Source organism: Flavobacterium poyangense, assembly GCF_011751075.1.
GTDB lineage: Bacteria > Bacteroidota > Bacteroidia > Flavobacteriales > Flavobacteriaceae > Flavobacterium > Flavobacterium poyangense.
In genome coordinates this window covers 1,102,003-1,121,668 of the sequence record NZ_JAALLN010000001.1, presented here as the reverse complement: position 1 = coordinate 1,121,668, position 19,666 = coordinate 1,102,003, and the positions used below count along the sequence as shown (strand labels likewise).

General features: G+C 36.4%; 8 protein-coding genes. 6 read left to right on the top strand and 2 right to left on the bottom strand.

What is annotated here, in order from left to right; all coding sequences use genetic code 11:
- Positions 1 to 3 precede the first annotated feature (3 nt).
- Positions 4 to 3,840, bottom strand: coding sequence for a type IX secretion system sortase PorU (porU, locus tag G3A47_RS04615; protein ID WP_166920847.1), 3,837 nt, complete (start codon positions 3,838 to 3,840; stop codon positions 4 to 6).
- A 212-nt stretch (positions 3,841 to 4,052) separates the two neighbouring features.
- Between porU and gldJ the strand changes: the two genes are divergently transcribed.
- Together gldJ and G3A47_RS04605 are read left to right on the top strand one after the other, a co-directional pair.
- Positions 4,053 to 5,738: a gliding motility lipoprotein GldJ gene (gldJ, locus tag G3A47_RS04610; protein ID WP_166920845.1), complete on the top strand. Its 1,686-nt coding sequence runs from the start codon at positions 4,053 to 4,055 to the stop codon at positions 5,736 to 5,738.
- Positions 5,739 to 5,854: 116 nt separating this feature from the next.
- Positions 5,855 to 7,138, top strand: coding sequence for a UDP-N-acetylmuramoyl-tripeptide--D-alanyl-D-alanine ligase (locus tag G3A47_RS04605; RefSeq protein WP_166920843.1), 1,284 nt, complete (start codon positions 5,855 to 5,857; stop codon positions 7,136 to 7,138).
- Positions 7,139 to 7,183: 45 nt separating this feature from the next.
- On the opposite strand, the gene G3A47_RS04600 is transcribed toward G3A47_RS04605, so the two are convergent.
- Positions 7,184 to 10,063: a triple tyrosine motif-containing protein gene (locus G3A47_RS04600; protein ID WP_166920841.1), complete on the bottom strand. Its 2,880-nt coding sequence runs from the start codon at positions 10,061 to 10,063 to the stop codon at positions 7,184 to 7,186.
- A 344-nt stretch (positions 10,064 to 10,407) separates the two neighbouring features.
- Here G3A47_RS04600 and G3A47_RS04595 point away from each other — a divergent pair, with 344 nt between their 5' ends.
- From G3A47_RS04595 to G3A47_RS04580, 4 genes are all read left to right on the top strand, one after another.
- Entirely contained in the window at positions 10,408 to 13,530 is a 3,123-nt protein-coding gene (locus G3A47_RS04595) for a SusC/RagA family TonB-linked outer membrane protein (protein WP_166920839.1), read from the top strand.
- Between the two features lie 20 nt (positions 13,531 to 13,550).
- Positions 13,551 to 15,095, top strand: coding sequence for a RagB/SusD family nutrient uptake outer membrane protein (locus G3A47_RS04590; protein ID WP_166920837.1), 1,545 nt, complete (start codon positions 13,551 to 13,553; stop codon positions 15,093 to 15,095).
- 202 nt (positions 15,096 to 15,297) lie between these two features.
- Entirely contained in the window at positions 15,298 to 16,758 is a 1,461-nt protein-coding gene (locus G3A47_RS04585) for a glycoside hydrolase family 30 protein (RefSeq protein WP_166920835.1), read from the top strand.
- Positions 16,759 to 17,125: 367 nt separating this feature from the next.
- The gene (locus G3A47_RS04580; protein WP_166920833.1) at positions 17,126 to 19,390 is read left to right on the top strand and encodes a glycoside hydrolase family 3 N-terminal domain-containing protein; all 2,265 of its coding nucleotides are present in this window, start codon (positions 17,126 to 17,128) and stop codon (positions 19,388 to 19,390) included.
- The last annotated feature ends 276 nt before the right edge of the window (positions 19,391 to 19,666 follow it).

Below are 19,666 nucleotides of genomic sequence, written 5' to 3'. Positions count from 1 at the left end.
TTTTTACAAAATGACAAGCTTTTCGTATTTTTCTGCCTTTTTATTTGTTAAGGTCGATTTTACAGTCAATTTGTAAATGTAAACACCCTTTCCGATTCTGTCGCCAAAATCATCTTTTCCGTCCCAGGTTATTTCTCTTGATAAAAATCCTTCAGTGGTAATGATTTGATTTTTTGTCCAAACAACTTTTCCGGTAATTGTCATTACCTGAACCTGAGCTTCTAAAGGCTCATAAGGTCTGTTGTGTGAAAACCAAAATTGAGTGTAGGTTGAAAATGGATTGGGGTAATTAAGAACGTGTGATAGTGTTAGAGATTCATCGCCAACTACTACAAATTGTATTTCACTTGTGATGGGATTGTTGTAAACGTCCCATGCAGTAAAACTTATAGTGTGCATTCCTGCTGCTAAATTTCTTAATGGGAAACGTAAGTTTCCGTTTGTGTAATCGTCTAATTTGGTTTGATAGTAATCGTTTAGTATAAAAGGATTACTAACATCTCCATCTAAAACGGCTATAATATCATGTCCGATTCCGCTCGCCGTATTAATACCATTTTCATCCTCCAGAAAAGCTAATAGAAAAGGAGAGCTATTTGTAATTCCACCCGAAACGAAAGTTTCATCGTTCATATATAACTTAACTTTTGGACTTATATTGTCCTGAGGTGCATTTTCGTTTACACCACCTATTTTAATGGTATTGTTGTATCCGGTTTGGTTTTCCGGAAGACCTTCTTTTTTGGAATAAAAGCTAATGCGACCATTGTCAACAGGGATTCTGATGTCACGTGGTACGATAAAGCTAAATTCGAATTGTCCGTTTTTGACAGAGGCATTCCCTCTGAATATGGTTTCTCCGAGGATTTTAAATGGCATTGCCGGACTAAAACCATCATTGTTTAATGTCGTGGTGGTGATTAGTTTGTCGAAAATGGCGGTAGCTAATTCTCCGTTGTAATTGCTTAAAAGATTGTTGTTTTCGTCGGTTATTTCACCCGTAAGTTTGATCTTTGAAAGGGATTTAAAGTCAGGGATCGGTTGTGAAATCACAATATCATTAACTTTTGTTAAAACAATTTTAGGTTTTGGAATAGCCAGCATCAAAGCAGGATCTCCTAAGTACAAAATCACATTGCTGGAGGAGCTTGGGGTATCGTTCTTGGAAATTCGGAGCGCTTCGGCAATAGTTATATATTGATTGGATCCGTATGCCAGTAAGTTTTTGCTTAGGTTGTCATTGAAGTTTTCGGCGTTAAATTGTCCGATAGCGCGAATAGTGGTAAGCATTGAGATGGCACCTCCTTTAGGATTCCAAAAGACATACTCACCCGCGGTAGGTTTGGTTGGGTCATCAAATCGGGAGAAATCACATGTGATCGTGATGAATAATGGATATTTGTATTGATTGTTCAGGTTTTGTCCGTCTGCTTTTTCCCAAATTCGTTCGGCTGCAAGGCCATCTTCTCCACCGTGTCCCAGATAATTAAATACCAATGCGCCTTTTTCGAAAGCATTAAAAAAATCTGTTCTTGCTTTAGGATATCTCGACCCGCCGGAAGAAGCCTCCTGTGTGTAAGAGTCAAGGAAAATTTTGTCAATATTAAAAAAGGGTTTCTCCGTAGCGATAACATCTGCCAGAGTGTTTTGTCTGGCTTGTAAAGAAGCGTCCGAACTTTTGTCTGAATCATCACTAATCAGTACAATGTTATTTCTCCAATTTCCAAAAGACTTAATGTTGTGGTAGTCCAGAACTTTATTAACCATTTCCTGTGCCTGACCGTTGCTCGAAACCAACATTCTTCCAACGGCTATATCAATTCCTTTGGCGAAAGAAGTTAGGTTTCCTTCGTCGGGATCCATTAGTGCATAAAAATCATCAGAGGCAAAGGATGCTTCTCCGGTGGTGTTGCTTGTTAAAGATTGATATATAGGTACAATATTGTTGTTGTTTCGGGTGCGATTTTTATAATCAAAAGAAGCGTCTCCAAATAAATTCAGGTATTTTATCTTTTTATCAGGAGAAGAGGCGTTGTTGTAAATGTACTTGATGCAATTTCTGATCGCTGCCACGTCCTGTTTTCCGGAAGAGAATTCCTGATAGATATTTTCCAATGCAATTACTTTTACGCTGAGACCGGAATTGTTGCGGTGAAAGTTGGCCAGATTTTCGGCTTGTGAAACTAAAAATCTCGGAGCAACGATTACATAATCGATGTCCTGAAAAGTATTTTGATTGTTTTTAAAAAGGGTGCCTTTTAAATTTTGATTGCTGATTTTGGATTGGCTTTCTTTTAATGGACTGTAATAATCAGCGGGAACAAGTGTTATGTATTTTCGTATTTCTCCCAGTGCTGCCTTAAAGCTAAAAGTGGTTTGATTAGGGTTTTCAATTTTCGATACATTATATAGGTCTGTAATGTCCCAAATTTGTGCAATTCCGGCAGCATTACCAATGGTGTAATTTACGATTCCTGCCGTTGAACCGGCCAAATCATATTGAAATCTAAATTGTTTGCCGGTTCCCAGTAGTTTTCTTTTGGCAATTAAATTGATGTAATCCAGATACCCTTTTGATCCCGGTACACTATTGTTGTTGTAGGTAAGTTTTATTTTTACATTTTCACTGCCTAAAAAGGAACTGTTTTGAGGAAGTTGGTTGCTGTAAAATTTTAAATCAGAGCCTAATGTCAAGCTATTGAAGTTAATGATGCCGATATTTTGTCCGTTTGCAGAGACATCAAATGAAGTGGCGGTGTAGGCTGCTGAAGCTGCGTTTAGTTGTATTTTTATGGGAGTTGCCGTTTCAAGATTAGGAAAATTAAAGTCAAATTCCTGTTCGGTATTGATGTCGAATGCTTCGCCATACCATTGACGGCCGGTGTGGGCAATGTTTATTTTGTCAACTTCATGGTATTGATAATCGTCATAGGTGTTTAATTCTAAAGTGCTGTTGTTTGTTGGCTGATTTGTGGTTGCCATTCGCTTCCCGTCTCCACCGCTGATCGTGATATAATAGTACGATTTTGTGTCGTAAGCATTGATATTTGTTTGACTCTCCGTGTTCCAATTATCTACTCCTTCGCCATAAAAGAGAATAGCGTCGTCGTTGTTAAAAACGCCGTCATTTTCTCCAATAACGTGAATGGCATTTTCGGTTAAATCATCAGGGTAGTCAATGTTGTTGGCAAGAGGGAGCATCTGGCCTCCGTTTCCGTAGATTTTGATTCGCCTCGGGTCTACTTTTCCGGCGTCAAAACCTAAGCTTTGTAAAAATGATTTGGATAGTCTGTAAACACCTGATTTTTCGATGTAAAATCGGTACCAGTCACCTGTCGCTAAAACCGAATTGTGTATCGCGTTTGATTTTTGAAATAAAGAAGAGTTGCTGTTTCTGGATGTTGCGTTGTTTATGGAATAAGAAAAAGAGCTGACACGTTTGAAGCTGTTTCCGTCTTTTATAATTGGATTGAGGGCAATAAAAGCTTGCCTTTTATCTCTTGCCGAAGCGATTTCGAGCGTTTCGTTTAGCCTGGTGGGGATGTTTTGGAGCATCAGATCTCCCAATTCCGAAATCGAAACAGGTTCGTATACTACGTTAGTAACCTGAAGAGAATTGCCGTTTGAGTAGTTGGATTCGCCCAAACTAAGCAGTAATGTTATGTTTTTTTTAGTAGTATCAAACCGGAAAGCTGCTCCCGAAAAGTACGGAATGACTATTTTGTCGTCACCAATACCCATCTCTTTTTTGCTTTTCCAATCTAGTGTAAAGCTCCCGTTTGTCTGGGAAAATGAGGCAAATGAAAGGAAGAGCAGGTATAGAAATAAGACTTGTTTCATAGACTGAAAAAACGCAATTATTTTTAAAATATTTTAGTAAGTAAAAATATGGTATTTCATGTTATAGTAAATAATAAAAAGTATATTTTTGCGTTCGTAACTATAGGTTATTTTCTGGTAAAAACAGCTAAATAAAATTATTAGAACAGATGTTGCTAATTAAATGTTAATTATTATATTGCAGCACCTAAATTTATCACCTAAGAATGAGTATGAAAGTAAACAAAATTGTAGCCTTGCAATTAATGATGTCAATGGTATTGATGTTAGGCACGGCTAGTTGTAGCAAAAAATCGAGTTCCAGTCACGCTTCCAGAGCAACGGGTTGGGATGTAGATAGTCAGAATGGAACTGCTGCCAGAAACGCAGGCAAAAAACAACAGGCTGGTCCTGGTTTGGTTTTTGTTGAAGGAGGTACATTTACTATGGGTAAAGTACAGGATGATGTTATGCATGATTGGAATAACACACCAACTCAACAACACGTTCAGTCATTTTATATGGATGAAACGGAAGTTACAAACGGTATGTACTTAGAATACCTGGAATGGCTTAAGAAAGTTTTTCCTCCAACAGAAGAAAATTACAAAAACATTTATGAAGGAGCATCTCCTGATACTTTAGTATGGAGAAATCGTTTAGGATATAACGAAACGATGACTAATAATTATTTAAGACACCCTTCTTACGCAAACTACCCTGTAGTTGGTGTTAACTGGATTCAGGCTGTTGAATTTAGTAAATGGAGAACAGACCGTGTTAACGAAGCTGTTTTAGAAAAAGACGGATACCTTAAAAAAGGAGCTAAAACTCAGGATGTAAGTGCTGAGAGTTTATTTAATACAGAAGCTTATCTTGCCTCTCCATCTACTACTTATGGTGGTAATGAAGAATTGGTATTGAAGAAAAATCCAAACGGAAGAAGATTAAAAGCAGGTAAAGACGGTGTAGTTCCGGAAGCTAAAAATGTATACGCACAACGTTCTTCAGGTGTAATTTTACCGGAATACAGACTTCCTACCGAAGCAGAGTGGGAGTATGCTGCTGCTGCTGATGTTGGACAAAGAGAATACAATATATATAAAGGACAAAAGAAATACCCTTGGTCCGGAGATTATACACGTTCAGCTAAACGTAAAAATAAAGGAGATCAATTGGCTAACTTTAAACAAGGAAACGGTGATTACGGTGGAATTGCAGGTTGGTCAGATGACGGTGCAGATATTACAAACTCTGTTAAGAGTTATGCTCCAAATGACTTTGGTTTATACGATATGGCAGGTAACGTTGCAGAATGGGTAGCTGACGTTTACAGACCTATTATTGACAATGAAGCTAACGACTTTAACTATTTTAGAGGAAACCTTTACGCTAAAAATAAAATTGGTAAAGACGGTAAACTTGAAATTATCACTAAAGACAATATCAAATATGATACTTTAAGCAACGGTAAAGTGGTGGCAAGAAACCTTCCTGGTGAAATTGCTCAGGTGCCTATCGATGAACAAGAAACGTACTTAAGACAAAACTTTACAACAAGCAACAATATCAATTACAGAGATGGTGATAAACAATCATCGAAATATTTTGATTTTGGTGATTCTGAATCAGGATCAAAAGCAGATCAGGCAATGTACAACTCACCTAAGCACAATGTAACAACAGATAGTTTAGGTAAGATGGTTAGAAAATACGATAGCTCAAGTAAACGTACAACGCTTATCAATGATAACGTTAGAGTATACAAAGGTGGTTCTTGGAGAGATAGAGCGTATTGGTTAGATCCTGCTCAAAGAAGATATTTTCCTCAGGATATGGCAACAGATTACATCGGATTTAGATGTGCAATGTCTAGAGTAGGTTCAAAAGCCGAAAAAAGAAAATCGCCTAGAAACTAAGTTTTAGAAATTTCAATATAAAAAGTTCCAAATTCCAAAAGCTGAATCTTTCAGTATGGAATTTGGAATTTTTTTATGTTTTTTTGTCTATTTTTATGATCATTAAAATTTTATAAATGAATATTCAGGACATTCATAATTTGTTTTTACAATGTAAGTCTGTTTCAATTGATACAAGAAAAATTGAGGCAAATTCTATGTTTTTTGCCATCAAAGGAGAGAATTTTGATGCCAATACTTTTGCACAGCAAGCGCTTGATTTGGGAGCTTTATTTGTTGTTATTGACAATGCTTCTTACTTTATCGACGAAAGAACGGTATTGGTAGAGAATAGCTTGGAAACCTTACAGGAATTAGCAAAATTTCACCGTACCTATTTAGGTTTACCGGTGGTTGCTTTAACGGGCAGTAATGGTAAAACGACAACAAAAGAGCTTATTAATGTAGTTTTGTCTAAAAAATTCAAAACGAAAGCTACGATTGGAAACCTGAACAATCATATTGGGGTTCCGTTAACGCTTTTGTCTTTTACAAAGGAAACCGAGCTTGGGATTGTTGAAATGGGAGCGAATCATAAAAAAGAAATTGCCTTTTTATGCGAAATCGCACAACCGGATTATGGTTATATTACCAATTTTGGAAAAGCTCATTTAGAAGGTTTTGGCGGAGTTGAAGGTGTGATACAAGGCAAAAGCGAGATGTATGATTATCTTTCTAAGAATAAAAAAACAGCTTTTGTAAACCTCGAAGATCCGATTCAGGTAGAGAAAACTAAAGCAATTCAGTCGTTTACTTTTGGTCTTAACAAAGAGCAGGCTGATATTAAAATTAAGGAGGTAACTGCTAATCCTTTTGTAGCGATTAGTTACGATGGATTTGTTGTCAATTCAAATTTGATTGGACTTTACAATGCCAATAATATCAATGCGGCAGTTGCGATTGGTACTTATTTTAAAGTGGCAGACGGTGAAATTAAATCGGCTATTGAGGCTTATACCCCCGACAATAACAGATCGCAATTATTAAAAAAAGGATCCAATCAGATTATATTAGATGCTTACAATGCTAATCCGAGTAGTATGGCTGTGGCAATTGCCAATTTTGTACAATTGGACAATCCGAACAAAATAATGATTTTAGGGGATATGTTTGAACTTGGAAACGAAAGCGAGCAGGAACATAAAATTGTTGTTGATACGGTAATCGATCAGAATCAATCTGTTTGTTATCTAATTGGAAAGGCTTTTTACCTGCATAAAACAGCTAATGAAAATGTTCGTTTTTTTGAGACATTTGATGCTTTTGCCGATTATTTAAAGTCAGTTAAATTAGACGATCATACCATTTTGATAAAAGGTTCCAGAGGAATGGCATTGGAGCGTACTTTGGATTATATTTAAATAAATCAGACAAAAATGCCATCAGTTAATGATGGCATTTTGTTTTTAAACACTCATCAAAAAACCAATCAGGTTCTCTTTTTTATTAAGTCCCAGTTTTTTTCTTAGACGGTATCGGGCCAGTTCTACACCTCCCGTTGAGATGTTCATGATTTCGGCGATCTCCTTGGTGGACATGTTCATTAATAAATAGGTCGATAAATCCAGTTCTCTTGGTGAAATGGTGGGGTATTTTTCTTTTAGTCTTTTCAAAAACTCAAAGTGTACATTTTTAATGTGTTTCTCGAGGTCTTTCCAACTTTTGTCAGTGTTGACTTCTTTGACAATGCTTTTGTGCAATTTATTAAATTCAAACTTTGTTGAATCGTCTAAAGTATTGGTATCTATGTCTTTTATTTTCTGGATGATGCCATTTAAAACTTTGTTTTTCTTGACTACCTGAAGAGAATTGCTAACCAGCTCTTTGTCTTTGGCAAGGATTTTTATCTGAAGTTTGTCACTTTTTAGCCTTTCGATCTCTTTCTCCAGTTCGTGCTGATCGTGTCGGATCTTAGATTCTTTTTCGAGATACAATCTTCTTTGTTCTATGGTTTCATAATATTTGTTTCTTCTTATTTTAAGTTTTATTCTATTCGAAATAATGTAAACGGCCGAAAGAATAAGTAAGAAGTAAGCCAGATAAGCTAAAAAGTGTCTGTACCAGGGAGGTGTTATTCTAAAATTAATTTCCGATACATCAGACTCTACCCCGTAACTGTTTTTGGCTTTGATTTGCATTTTATAGTTACCTTCCTTCAGATTTGTATATTCTTTGATCGAAATAGTTGACCAATTGCGCCAGCTGTCTTCAAATGGCTCCAGTTTATACGAATACGTTATGTTTTCCTGATTTTCGTAAGTGGGAGAGGAGAACGTAAATTTAACATGGTTGGAGTTATAGGGGATTCTAAGTTCTGTTATAGGTTTTTTAAGGTTGCCCGTTATAATCGTATCTGTTGAGGAAGAAAAGCTTTCGAAAAACACTTTGGGTTTCGTTATGAATTTGTTTGAAATTTTAGAATCATAGTGTGCTAATCCGTCGGTTAAGCCAATAAAGATATTGCCCGGGTCAATGGTGTTTATAGAGATGTAGTTCTTTACCAAATTACCCGTTAAATTTGAAAACAGAGCTTCTTTTCGGTGATACTTGCCATTTGCTGTTTTTACTAAGACGCCAAGGGACTCATGGTAAGAATACCATAAATTATGATCACTATCTTCTATTAAGGTGTTTATAGTTGGAATTCCGTGAAACAGCGCTGTTATTTTTTTGTCTTCAAAAAAGCCTTCCTGTTCATTGCTATAGCGGTAAAAGTGATTTTTAGTTTGAAAATAAACCTTATTGTTGATGGTTTGTAAACTCCCGATTCCTTTGTTTGTATAAGAGACATTAGCGTGTTTTTTTATGTAATCGAATCGTTTCAGATCTTCAGATAATTTCATTTGATAGAGATGTGAATCTTTTCTTAACCACAGAAAATTGTTGTCTAATTCAATTTCGAAAGTGTTTGTGGTTTCATCAAATCCACTTACCTGATTAACAAAATGAGTTTCACCGGATGAATTTTTAAATATAGAAAAGCCATTATAACTTTCTCCGATCATATAATCCGGGTGGCCCGGAATGGTCTTAAAACCAAAATAACCTCTGCTGTCTAAGGTTTTTGAAACCCGATTTTGATCTATTACCAAAGCGCCGCTATTGCTTGCGCATAGCAGGGTATTGTTGATTACCTGAATGTTCCAGGCTTGTGCAATTGTACCTTCAACCCGATTAAACGGTTCGTCTTTGAAAGGCGTGGTCCAGGTATGATAAAAAAGCCCTTGATTTGTTGCTACATATAGATTTTTGTTGAAAATTATCGAAGCATAAACGGTACCTATATTGTAGCTGTAGTCGAAATAGGTAAAGGGCGAATTTTGATTTACAAAGGTAATGCCATTATCTAAACCTAACCACAAGTTGTTTTTATTGTCGACGAAGGAGGTTAGTACCGTATTGTTTTGTAATCCTTTTTGTCTGTTTAAGTGTTGAATTATTTTGCCGTTTAAATCACAGATTACTGCGCCGTTGAGAACAGAGTTAAGAACAATAAACTTGTTTTTTATGATGGATCCGCCCAGAGAGGTATTTTTTTTGATAAAAGTATTGGCTTCTGTTTCCCAGGAGGTAACACTATTGTAGTCATATATAAAAAGCCCCTTTTCCAGTGTGGCAAGAAGCATTTTGTTATTGGGTAGGGGAAACATCGCCCATATCTCTTTGTCGTTTAATGCAGTGGTACCTTTTAAGGGAACCAGTTTATGATTTTGGTATTCTAAAATACCTAATACTTTGTCCTGAAAATACAGATGATTCTTTACAAGAAAAGAAAATTGAAATCTGTTAGGGGCATTTACAACACGCAACTTATTGTTTTTATAAAAAAATACCTTGGTGAAAGATTGAAACACCACCTCATCTCTATAGAGGTGAATGCGCCAGATTAAATTGATATTTCTGCTGTCCTTTTTACTGATTAAATTGGATAAGGAGTGGTACTTTAATTTGCCTTTCGAATCATTTTTAAAAAAGCCAAATTCATTATTTCCTCCAACATAAATTTTTCCTGACGGATCTATTTTTAAACTTCGGATCGCGGTATTGTTTGGGAGTGAATATTTGTTCCAGGTAGAACCGTCAAATTGAAGCAATCCACTATTGTTTGCAAAGTAGACGTTGCCGTTTTTATCCTGATCAATATTCCAGTTTTGAGTGCCTCCTTTATACTCAGAACGTTTATAATTTTTAATTGCCGGCAATCCGATGTTTTTTACTTGTGAAAAGAGAGTAAAAGGCAGGATGAAAAGGATAAAAACTGGAATATAGGTGTTTATGAATTTCATAATTTAAAAACGGTATTTTTAGAAGTAATGTTTTATAATCGGCTTTTTTTCTGATTATAGTAATTGTGATTGTATCGTTTTTTGGTTAATTTTTTAATAAAAATGAAAATAATTGATTTAAAGTAAATGTAGTGTTTATTTTAAATAGTTAACAATTCTATAACAATATAAAAAATATTTTAAAATATTGGTTATCAGTTGTTTAAAAATAATTTGATGTGTTTTTGTAACGTATTAATTTATCCTTTGATGTGTTTTTGTAGGGAATATAAAATGCAAATAGTAGAAATTTAAATTTATTATTGCATCAAATTACTAATTAATTAACCAAAATTTTTAGAAAAATGAAATTAACAAAATTACTTATTTTTTGTATTTCATCGTTATTGTTCTCCGTTATCACAATGGCACAAGAGGTGACGGTAAATGGAGTAATAAACGATGAAAGTGGCTTACCCGTCCCGGGAGCAACAATCTTACTCAAAGGCACAACCAAAGCAACCGCCTCTGATTTTGATGGTAAATTTCAAATGAGTGTTCCTTCAAATGGTATTCTGACAATTAGTTTTGTAGGTTATATGACAGTACAGGAAGCTGTTAATGGAAGAAATAAAATTGAAATTAAATTACAACCTGAGTCACAAAACTTAAATGAAGTTGTTGTAGTAGGATATGGTACACAAAAGAAAAGCGTAGTAACAGGTTCTATTTCGAGTGTTAAAGCAAAAGATCTGGAAAATCTTCCTATCACAAGGGTAGAACAAGCATTACAAGGAAGAGTTTCGGGAGTTTCTATTGCGGCAAATGCGGGACAACCCGGATCAGCTTCTACGATCCGTATACGTGGTTTTACTACTTTGAACAACAACGATCCTTTGTGGGTAGTGGATGGTGTAATCATTGATAATGGCGGAATAGGTTATTTAAATCAATCTGATATAGAATCTATCGAAGTCTTAAAAGATGGTGCTTCCGGTGCCATTTACGGTTCTCGTGCTGCTGCCGGAGTTATTTTGGTAACGACAAAGAAAGGAAAGGCAGGTAAAATATCGGTAAATTATACCGGTTTTGCAGGAACTTCTCAAGCGGCAAAAAAATTAGATTTATTAGATGCTCAGCAATATGTGACAATCCAGAATGAAGCGAACGTAAATGGTAAAACGCCAAACAGATTTACTGTTCCGGCAGGCATTGGGAATGGTACAAACTGGCAGGATGTAATTTTTAATAACCATGCGCAGCGTTACTCTCATGAGTTAAGTTTTAGTGGGGGTAATGATATCTCAACTTTTTATATGTCTTTTGGCTTAACAGATCAGGAAGGAATTGTAACAACTGACATTTCTAACTATAACAGAAAAAACATCCGTTTAAACTCCAACCACAAACTGGGAAAATACATTAAACTGGGGCAAACCCTTGGTTATTCTAATGAAACGACCCTTGGAGTTGGTAATACTAACGACGAGTTTGGAGGGCCTTTATCATCGGCTATTAACTTGGATCCTTTAACACCGGTATTGGTGGCTCCGGGAAATGCAACCGGAGAATATGCTAATGCCAATGCGCTTAGAGATGCCAATGGTAACTACTATGGGATTTCGAGTTATGTCACTCAGGAAACTTCTAATCCGTTAGCCTATACCCAAACAAGGTTAGGAAATAATAATTTCGGAGATAATTTTGTTGGAAATATTTTTATAGAAGCGGAGCTTTTACCGGGTTTAAAATTTAAATCTACTGCTGGAGGTAAATTAGCGTATTTTGGTTCAGAAAGTTTTACTCCGGTGTATTATCTGAATAATGCTACCAGAAAAGATAAAAATCAACTTTTCAGATCGTATCAGAAAAGTTTTAGCTGGAATTGGGAGAACACTTTAAATTATGACAAAAAAATTGGCAATCACCATTTTGGTATTTTACTTGGAAAAGGAACTTATGTAGATAATATTACATCGGGTAATGATATCACGTATCAGGGTGTTCCGGCAACTATTTTTGATGAAGCTTCTTTTAATGTTGATATCCCAATTGCGGACAAACTGGCAAATGCGTACAATGGCAAAGCGATGGAGCACAGAGTGGAGTCTTTGTTCTCAAGACTAAACTATGATTATAAAGAGAAATATATTTTTACAGGAATTCTTCGTCGTGATGGTTCTACCCGTTTTGGACCCAATCATAAATACGGAACTTTTCCTTCTGTATCTTTAGGATGGGTGCCTTCTAAAGAAGGTTTCTGGACAGAGAATAATGTAGTCAATACTTTAAAAATCAGAGGAGGTTACGGGGTAACCGGTAATGATTCTTCTCCTGATTTCTTATATATTTCAACGGTTGGAATTCAAAGAAATTATACGATTGGCGGACAAATCGGCACCGGGCAAAGTCCAAATGCAATTCCGAATCCTGATTTAAAATGGGAAGAGACCAAACAACTTAATATTGGTTTTGAAACGACACTTTTACATGATTTTAATTTAAGTGTAGACTTATTCAACAAAAAGACAGAAGGTATTTTAATGAAAGTGCCGATTCCGGGATATGTGGGAGCAACAGGCGATACCTATGCTAATTTAGCGGATATGGAAAATAGAGGTATTGATATTGAATTGGGATACCGCAAAAGAATTGGAGCTCTAAACCTTTCAGTTAATGGAAACTTCTCTTACATCAAAAATGAAATTACCTATATCGATAAGGGAGTTAATTTTATAGTGGGAGACGAAACGGTACAGTCTACTTCTTACGAAATAAACAGAACACAAGTAGGACAAGCTTACAACTCTTTCTACGGATTTAAAACAAATGGTATTTTCCAAACGCAGGCAGACATTGATTCTTATAAAAATGCGGCAGGAAAAGTAATTCAGCCCAATGCTAAACCGGGAGATTTCCGTTGGCAGGACTTAGATGGTGACGGAGTTATTTCTGCCAGTGACAGAACTTTCCTCGGAACTTCATTACCTAAATTCACCTATGGCTTTACTTTGAATTTAGACTACAAAGGATTTGATCTGTTAGTTTTTGGTCAGGGGGCAGGTGGAAACATGATTTATCAGGGATTAAGAAGACTTGATATCACCAATGCCAATTATCAGACAGACGTTTTAGGTCGTTGGACAGGGCCGGGATCAACAAACAGTTATCCAAGAGTTACGACACAAGACGATAATAAAAACTTTAGTAATCCATCTGATTTTCATTTACAAAAGGGAGATTTCTTTAGATTTAAAACCATTCAATTTGGGTATTCATTTCCAAAAGAGTGGATAGAAAGTATTTCATTGCAAAAAGTAAGATTGTATGTAACAGGAGAAAATTTATGGACCATAACAAAATATACCGGTTATGATCCTGAAATTGGAGGACCTACTACAGCCGGATTGAACAATGTACAAGGGGTTGACAGAGGGTATTATCCTCAGGCAAAATCGTATATGTTGGGAGTTAATTTGCAATTTTAATTTTAAAAAAATAAAGAATTATGAAACTTATATATTTTAAACAGTCGCTAATTGTTTTTGGGGTGTTACTTACCCTTGGAGCATGTGATACCGATGAAAAATTAGGGGTAAAAGGAGATGGAGTAGTGTATGAAACTAATTTTTACCGAAACGAAAAAGACGCTTATTCAGGACTTGTTGCGGCCTATGACAAATTAGGGAAATTTGCCGGAGCAATGGAAAATGGGCAGTTATTATTTTTAAATTCTGCTTCTGATGATTTTTATGCAGGTGGAGGTGGTGTAACCGATCAACCGGGACTTCAGGTAGCTTCGAACTATTCGATAAGCCCGGCAAATATTCCGCCTGCGATCTGGGCAGATTATTACAAAGGAGTTGCGAGATGTAATATTATGGTGCAGAAACTTCCCGGGATTCCTATGGACCCGGCTCTGAAGGCACGATATATGGCAGAAGTAAAAACCTTACGTGCTTACTATTACTTCGACCTTGTCAGAATGTTTAAAAACGTTCCTTTGATTTTGGCACCCTTAACCAAAGAAGAAATTCCTAACGTTTTGCAGGCTAAACCACAAGAGGTTTATGCTCAAATCGAAAAAGATTTGAATGAGGCAATAGGAGATCTACCATTAAGAATACCTTCTAATGAATCCGGAAGATTGGGGCAGGGAGCTGCTGTAGCACTTTTAGGAAAAGTATACTTATACGATAACAAAAAAGCGGAAGCTGCGGCACAATTAGCCAAAGTAAACGGGCCTACTTTAGGAACCAGTAGTATGTACGGCTATAAATTATTGGATCGTTTTTCGGACTTATGGAATCACGGAAACAAATTTAATTCAGAGTCTATCTTAGAAATTAGTTATTCAGATAAATCGAATGCAGACTGGAATAATTTTGAAAGAGGTGATGATGAAGGAAATCTTGTGGCTCAGTTAAGTGGTATGCGTGGTTACGCCAGAAAAAAGTTAGGTATAGATGCAGGTTTGCCGGATTATATTAACGGTTGGGGCTTTATGGTTGTGACTAAAGAGTTACAAGCAGCTTTAAAGGGCGATCCTCGTTATGCCTCTACTATTTTTGATGCCGCTGCTGCAAGAGGAGTGGATAATGCTGACGTAAACGGTCTTATAAAATATGACGACAGTTACCAGGAGACCGGATACCATTTTATTAAATATGCAGTAGTGAATGACGATATTAAAGCCTCTAACCCTTTCCTGAATTTTGGTGTAAATGCTTATGTTATTCGTTTAGCAGATACTTATTTGTTAGAAGCTGAGGCTTTGGGAGGAACAGGGGCAAGAGCTCAGGCACTTTTAGATGCGGTGAGATTAAGAGCCGGAGTAACCGTTGTACCTGTTTCTATTCCTGCTATTTTGGCCGAAAGAAGATTAGAACTTGCAGGTGAAGGCCACCGTTGGTTTGATTTGGTACGAACCGGAGAAGCAGCTGCAAAACTTGCTTTTAAAGGATTTCAGGCCAATAAAAATGAAGCTTTCCCGATTCCATATAGTGAATTTAATAACACTAAAATGGTTCAGAATACAGGATATCCACAATAATACTGTTGAGAATTGCGAACAAAAACAGGTCCTCAGTGGCTGTTTTTCGAAACAATCTCACACCATACGTTAGTTTAAGTCAGGTTTAAGTTCAGTTGTTGATAGCCCATAATCATTTATGAGTATGGGCTATTTTTTAAATCAAACGGCGGTTGATTTGGCTAATAAATGTATCAAAGTCTTACCTATTAAAACATATTCCATGAAAAAAATGGGCTTTATTATTAGCTGTTTGTGTTTTTCTTTAACTGTTTTTGCACAAGAGAAAAATCAAAAACAGCAACAGAAATTTACAACTACTAATAAAAAAATTACAGTTTATACCACTGCATCAAATACAGAATTAAGATTAACCCCTACCGCTACTTTAGATTTTGCAGCATCAAAACAACCGGTAGAGACAGAGATATCCGTTTTTGTTGAACCGTCCAGACAATTTCAGCATTTTCTGGGAATTGGAGGAGCTATTACAGATGCAAGCGCCGAGATTTTCGCCAAATTATCAAAAGAAAAACAAACAGAATTTTTAAACGCTTATTACGATACTCAAAAAGGAATCGGATATTCATTGTTAAGAACAACGATTCAAAGTTCTGATTTTAGCAGCGGAAGTTATTCTTATATCGAAGAAGGCGATAAGGATTTAAAAACGTTTTCAATTGATCATGATCGCCAATATCGCATTCCAATGATCAAAGAAGCCATAAAAACAGCAGGTGGAAAATTACTAACCTATGCAACACCATGGTCGCCAAACGCTTTTATGAAAAGCAATAATAATGTACTAAAAGGAGGAAAGTTATTGCCCGAATATTTCCAATCATGGGCTAATTTTTATGTTAAATTTATAAAGGCATACGACAAAGAAGGAATTCCAATTTGGGCAACCTCGGTTCAAAATGAACCAATGGCCACTCAAACATGGGAATCTTGTTTGTATACAGCGGAGGAAGAAAGAGATTTCCTGAAGAATTTTCTCGGGCCAACATTAAAAAAAGACGGACTAGGGAACGTAAAAATAATTGCCTGGGATCATAACCGTGATTTAATGGTACAAAGAGCCAATGTAATTTTTTCTGATCCCGAAGCTTCTAAATATGTTTGGGGACTAGGTTTTCATTGGTACGAGACCTGGACAGGTGCCCAGCCTATGTTTAGCAATGTGGCAAGAGTACACGAAGCTTATCCCGACAAAAAATTAATTTTTACAGAAGGCTGCGTCGAAAGATTTGATACCGCAAAATACCAATTCTGGCCCAATGCAGAAAAATATGGAACTTCTATGATTAATGACTTTAATAACGGAACCGTGGGCTGGACAGATTGGAACATTCTTTTAGACCAGTTTGGCGGACCAAATCATGTAGGGAATTTTTGTTTTGCGCCCATACATGCCGACACCACTACAGGAGAACTCATTTATACGCCTTCCTATTATTATATCGGACATTTTTCTAAATTTATTCGTCCAAATGCGGTTAGAGTGAGTACATCGGTAAGCCGTAGTTATCTGTCAAGTACTTCTTTTTTGAATACCGATGGTAAAATGGCGACGGTAGTAATGAATAATACAGACAATGAGATTACATACAATTTTATTATCGCAACCCAACAAGCCATTGTAAAGATTCCGGCACATGCGATACAGACGCTAGTGTATTAAGAAGTTGTGAATTAGTTTGTTGGATGTAATTATTATTTGATAGATAGAATTATAGCTGTGAAAATAAAAAGGAATTCTACAAATTGTTTGCCGGGAATTTTTTTCACGCAGATTTTGCAGATTGCTTTTTATTGGGAATCTAAAACAAAAAGATCAGCCTGATCTGCCAAATCTGCTTGCAAAAAAACTTTACGTGTCTACTAGAGAAGCATCATTTTTATGAATTATATGCAAAATAGCTTCTAAGTTAGTTTGGGGTTAATTTGAATCATCCATCTTAGCCCCAATTTTTAAATTGCAATGCCGACACATAATACAAACTCTGGTGTATCAGGGTTTCAATGAGACATTAATTTAATAAGATCAAATGAAAAACACAAAATTTTTAGTGATTGCTTTTCTTTTTTGTGGAGCAACATGGAGTCAGGAAGTTAAAAAGACGAGAGCACAAATAGACGCTAAGGTTTCGGAGTTATTGTCTAAAATGACATTGGAAGAAAAAGTTGGGCAAATGACTCAAATAAATATTACTGTTTTTGAAGACTCAAAAAGAGTAGGATATGTTGATGCTGCAAAGTTAAAACAGGGCATTCAGGACTATCACATCGGCTCTATTCTGAATGTGCCAAATCCGGGAGCGCCAACGATACAAAGATGGCAGGAATTGATGACGGCTATTTCAAATGAAGCCAATAAATCAAGGCTTAAAATCCCGATTTTGTATGGTATTGATGCGATACACGGAGCGAGTTATACTGTCGGGGCAACCTTATTTCCGCAGCAAATTGGTTTGGCAGCCACTTTTAATACCGATTTAGTAAAACGTGGTGCCGAGATTTCGGCTTATGAAACCAGAGCCTCTTCTATCCCATGGGTTTTTTCTCCCGATCTGGATTTTCCACGCAATCCGGCCTGGTCCAGAATGTGGGAATCCTTTGGAGAAGATGCCTATTTATCGTCAAAAATGGCGGTGGCTTTAGTAGATGGTTTTGAGCAAAACAATGTAGGTTCTAAATACAGCGTCGCATCCTGTATGAAGCACTACATTGGTTACGGAAGCACAACAACCGGAAAAGACAGAACGCCAAGTATTATTCCCGAACGTATTTTAAGACAATACGATTTAACGATTTATGAGGCTGCCATAAAAGCCGGTGCAAAAAGTGTTATGGTGAGTTCCGGAGAAATTAACGGGACTCCGGTACATTCCAGTAAACATATCATTACAGATATTCTTAAAAACGAACTGGGATTTGAAGGTGTTGTCCTGACAGACTGGAAAGACATTATTTATTTGCATACAAGACATAAAGTAGCGGAAACCAAAAGAGATGCCGTACGTATTGCTGTTATGGCCGGAATAGATATGAGCATGGTACCTGAAGAATTTACTTTTTATACGGATTTGGTTGATTTGGTGAAAAAAGGAGAGGTACCAATGTCTCGTATCGACGATGCGGTAACGAGAATTTTAAGAATGAAATTCGAACTGAATCTGTTTCAGAAAAATGTTGCTGATCTAAAAGACTATCCAAAATTTGGTTCTGCCGAACACATTCAGGAAGCGTATCAAACGGCAGCCGAATCGATTACTTTATTAAAAAACAACGATGCCGTTTTACCTTTAAATAAAAACGAAAAAATCCTGGTAACAGGAGCAACGGCCAACAGTATGAAAAATTTGAACGGAGGCTGGTCTTATACCTGGCAAGGGGAAAATTCGGATACCTATGCAGCTGATAAACTAACCATTTTAGAGGCTTTCCAGGCTAAACTGGGAAAAGAAAATGTATTGTATACCGCCGGTGCTGATATTGAAAAAGAAGACGATGCCGAAATTCAAAAAGCTGTAGAGCTGGCAAAAAGCGCGTCAAAAATTGTATTGTGCCTTGGAGAGAAAAACTATACAGAAACTCCCGGAGATATTAGTAATATCTTTATGAGTAAGTCTCAGATCAAACTGGCTCTCGCATTAGCAAAAGTAAATAAGCCGATTGTTCTGGTTTTAAACGAAGGCCGACCAAGATTAATTAGTGATTTTGAAGATAAAATGAGTGCTGTGGTACAATGTTATTTACCGGGGAATGAAGGAGGAAGAGCGTTAGTAGATATTTTGTACGGAGACGTAAACCCGAGTGGAAAATTACCTTATAATTACCCGAGATATCCAAATTCATTAGAAAAGTACAACAGAAAATACACAGAAAGTTTAGCTGACGAAGAGCAGAATAACGATGCCAAGTATGAAAAAAGCTATTCCCCACAATTCGAATTTGGAACCGGGTTATCTTATACCACTTTTACGTATTCAAATCTAAAAATTGACAAAACGGAAATCAGTAATACAGATGAGGTAACAGTTTCTGTTGCTGTAACAAACACAGGAAAAAGAGCCGGAAAGGAAACCGTTTTGCTTTATCTGTCGGACAATTTCGCATCTATAACACCGGAAGTCAAAACATTAAAAAGATTTGAAAAAATTAGTCTGGAGCCTAACGAAACAAAAACTGTGGAGTTTATTTTAAACCAAAAAGACCTGCAATTTGTAAACGAAAATCTGAAATGGATTTCTGAAAAAGGAACTTTTACGATTCAGATTTCAAATCTAAAAAAGGACTTTTTGTTAAGATAAAACAGATTGGGTGTGTTTATTTTTTAACACATAGAAACATAGTTTTGAAAACGGAAAAAGGCGTAACTAGATTATTGAATTAGAAAAAAATCCTTTAAATCAGTGCAACCTGTGGCTACTTTTTTTTGCCACAGATTAGAAGAATTAAAATGATTATTTCTTAGTAAAAAAAACAATTCGTGAAAATTCGTGCAATTGCTTCGTCTGTTCGCTATCGCTCGAGTTGTGGCAAGCTTTTTTTGCTTACAGAAACCTGCAAGCCTTGTAGGTTTAGAT